General features: G+C 43.6%; 5 protein-coding genes. All 5 read left to right on the forward strand.

Going from position 1 to position 3,459, the window contains the following annotated elements:
• The first annotated feature begins 370 nt into the window (after window positions 1-370).
• Window positions 371-598, forward strand: a complete 228-nt coding sequence (locus tag BQ17_RS09435; protein ID WP_089726463.1) for a hypothetical protein — start codon at window positions 371-373, stop codon at window positions 596-598.
• On the forward strand, window positions 585-902 hold the full coding sequence (locus tag BQ17_RS09440; protein ID WP_089726465.1) for a type II toxin-antitoxin system PemK/MazF family toxin: 318 nt from the start codon (window positions 585-587) through the stop codon (window positions 900-902). Before BQ17_RS09435 ends, BQ17_RS09440 begins: the two co-directional genes overlap by 14 nt.
• A gap of 239 nt (window positions 903-1,141) precedes the next feature.
• A complete protein-coding gene (locus BQ17_RS09445; RefSeq protein WP_089726467.1) occupies window positions 1,142-1,999 on the forward strand; it encodes a HEPN domain-containing protein in 858 nt (285 codons plus the stop codon).
• A gap of 295 nt (window positions 2,000-2,294) precedes the next feature.
• The gene (locus tag BQ17_RS20600) at window positions 2,295-2,579 is read left to right on the forward strand and encodes a hypothetical protein (RefSeq protein ID WP_141699204.1); all 285 of its coding nucleotides are present in this window, start codon (window positions 2,295-2,297) and stop codon (window positions 2,577-2,579) included.
• 23 nt (window positions 2,580-2,602) lie between these two features.
• Window positions 2,603-3,103, forward strand: coding sequence for a T6SS effector amidase Tae4 family protein (locus tag BQ17_RS09455; RefSeq protein WP_089726471.1), 501 nt, complete (start codon window positions 2,603-2,605; stop codon window positions 3,101-3,103).
• Window positions 3,104-3,459: the final 356 nt, after the last annotated feature.

The following is a 3,459-nucleotide window of genomic DNA, read 5'->3' on the forward strand; positions in this document are numbered from 1 at the left end:
TTCAGCCTCGGTTGTCCACGCCCGCATCGCAAGGCGCGCCTAACCCGACCTACAAAACTTAACTTAATGGCATTGGGTTATGCCACCGTTATGTTCAAATTGAGTAAATACAATAAACTCATAACGAGGAGAGAATAGGGGACAGACCCTGAGGTATCCCCCTTTTTCCCGTAAGTCAGACAGGCTCCCAGGTGCGTTGATGGAGATATTCATGAATTTGAAAAAGAAGCAATAGCTGTGGTATATAAGGCGTTTCGCCGTACTTAAACACGGCGATTCGCCGTCTACTACCTGTTAGGTGGTGAACCGGCTAAAGGTCGCTGCATCCTAGAATCTTCGAGGAAGTGCGAGCCAACAAAGAGAGGTACATATGCTTGTCGAAGCAAAAAAAGTTAAAGATGGATTTTTTATTCCCATGCTTGACCAACTAAAAAATATTCAGAAGGAATATGTATTGATGAATATTGAATTGGTCGATACTAAAGTGGAGGATTTGGAGAAAAAGCACGGAAAGGGATATTTGAAGTACCCTGTAACACCAGGAGAATTTAGCGACTTAGAAAATGAACAAGTATGGTGCGATAATGAAGCGTGGTGAAGTCAGATGGTATAAATTTCAAAGTCCAGATAAAAAAAGACCTGTTGTTATACTCACAAGAGATTCTGCTATTGAGTTTCTTGGCGAAATAACTGTAGCTCCTGTAACTTCAACGATACGAGATATTCCGTCAGAAGTTATTTTAAACAGAAAAGATGGGATGAAAAATAATTGCGCTATAAATCTCGATCATATTCAAACAGTGTCAAAGGCCAAGATCGGCTCATTTATCACAAAATTAAGTTTAATCAAAATGAAACAGCTTCAGGCAGCACTTGATTTTGCTTTAGGATTTGATCGTTAAAGCCGGAGTAGAAAAGTAGGAAAGGGGCCAGGCTCAATTAAGTTTCTAGCCAATGAAAAAGTCGCCTAACACGCCCATCAAGCTGACGCCATACTGCGCATCGAGTTCAACTCAATCCTGAAACATTTTCATGGCGCAGTATGGCTCGGCTTATGGGGGACGTTAGGCGTTCTACGTCTGGCGGCTAACTTGTATTCTTCAACCAGGCATTAAAGAGACGAAGGGATTATCATAAGAGAATGAAAACCTCCCTTGAACACCTGCCTGAACAAAAACAGCAGGAATTACAAAGAGCTGTCGAGATCATAAGTGAAGAAATTGATCTTGATATGCTCATATTGTTTGGTAGTTATGCCCGTGGCGACTGGGTAGAAGATCTTGACCCGGAAACGCTTCTCTATCGTTATCAAAGCGACTTCGATCTTCTGATTATTACCGAGACACTCCGCCAAGCTAGTAAAGTTGAGCAAAACAGTCAACTAGCTCAAAAATTAGCCAAAACCATTCACCGAACTCCAATCAGCCTAATTGCCGAAGATATCCAGTTTGTAAATCGTCGCCTACGGAAAAGCCAGTATTTTTATATTGATATTGTGCGAGAAGGTATTCTTTTGCATGACTCAGGGAAATTTGAGCTTGCAGAGCCTATTGAGATACCCATTTCAGAAAGAAGGAAGTTGGCTGAGGCTGATTTTGAATATTGGTATGGAAAAGCGTGTAGGCTCGAAAAAATATACAACTTCTGTATCAGTGAGGAAGATTATAATGAGGCTGCGTTCAATCTACACCAAATGGTAGAAAGGCTTTATGGTGCAATATTGCTGGTTTTTACCCGTTACAAGCCAAGCACGCACGATATTGAAAAATTAGGCCAACGTGTCGCCAGTATTGATCCTCGCTTCTTGTCAGTGTTCCCCAAAGCTGCTGAAGAAGAAAAAGAACTTTTCAAGTTGTTGCGTAAGGCTTACGTAGATGCTCGCTATAAACCAAGCTACTCAATTACAAATGAGCAATTGAAATGGCTGGCTGGGCGCGTAAGTCAACTGAAAGAGCTAACCAAAAATCTGTGCAAAGAGAAAATTGAAAGCTTTAGCTAGCCCCAAAAAAAGCCCGCATAGGTTGGGGTGAGGAACGAACCCCAACATCTTTGGCTCAATACAACAATCTGTTGGGGTTCGCAAGCTCACCTCAACCTACCGGGCTTTGATTGCGGAAAATTTGTCCTTGATATGGGGTCCATATCAACTTCATATTTTTGACAGCCAAAGCTGGTACAATTCTAATCTATCCGTCAACTTCCTGTTTTTTATCATGATACGACTAAAACACCGGCAGTGGTTCCTAGGTTTAGCCGTCCTAGCTCCAGCTGTGGCCATAACCGTGTCCACTGGCATGGGGCAAACGAAGCGTCCATCCGATCATGCGTATGGCAGAGAAGCCTACATGATTCTTGTGTGCATGGGTAATTTACTCAGGCGAGCCGAAAAAACAAATGAGCAAACGGATTTTGACTACAAAAATCTGTCTAAAATTTTCGACCAACAGGCTTGGATTGTAGTGGAGAACTCAAATCTATCTCCAGAAGAAATCGAACGTCTGTACAATGATGCTGTGACAACGGCTCGCAGTTCTACATATTTTGCGGACTGCGTCCAAGAGGTGTTTTTTGGCAACTAGGCAGCTTTACAGGGGACTGGTTTATGATTGCATCTCGACCTTCTTTTGAAGTGATGCAGAAGGCTTATCCAAAAGGCACTGCTGCCGAAGTCAAGAAATTGATCGGCGGTAAGGTGGATGCAGCGTGGATCACTAATACGTGTGTTATCCGGCTTTCACGAGCCTTAAATTACTCCGGTGCACAACATAAAATTCGCCGTACGCCTACGATGAACACAATAACCGGTTCCGACAAGCTTTGGTATGGTTTCCGTGTTCGTGAGTTCGTTCCATATTTCACAAGAAGGTATGGCAAACCTGAAGTCGTTCTGGAAGACGGTAGCTTTGAGCAAGACATTGCGCGCGGGAAGGTAGCCGGACCATCTCAGTTGGGCAGGGGCGTTATTGCGTTCGAGATTTCTGGTTGGTCGAATGCCACTGGACATGTGGATTTGTGGAATTGGAGTTTTTGCTTATCTGAGACTTGTCTCATGCGCAACTACTTCAAAAAAGCGTCCAAAGTACATTTTTGGCGATTGCCGTAGCGGTCTGGTGCCAATTGGGCTCGGAAAAGGGGCCAGGCTCAATTGATGGATCGCTTTTTATAGCTCATTCGCCTAACATTCGGCTGCAAGCGACCCAATACCACGGTCCAGCTCCTCAGCAACTTTCAAGCTCAGTGCCACGCGGCATTGGGCGCCTGAGCCAAGCCGTTAGGCAAAACAATAAGATATGAACGCATGAAGCAGAAAATAATCTCATCGGCTAACAAGAAAATACTTTTCTTGCCACATGCAATTAAACAGATGTCTCGCCCAGATTAGGATAGGGTCTAGATAACTTTAGCCTCTGCAACCGCATGCTAAGGTTATGTTATGCAAGGGAAAAACAGGTATTTCAG

Origin of the sequence: Candidatus Thiosymbion oneisti (assembly GCF_900092655.1) — a bacterium.
In the GTDB taxonomy this organism is placed as follows: domain Bacteria; phylum Pseudomonadota; class Gammaproteobacteria; order Chromatiales; family Chromatiaceae; genus Thiosymbion; species Thiosymbion oneisti.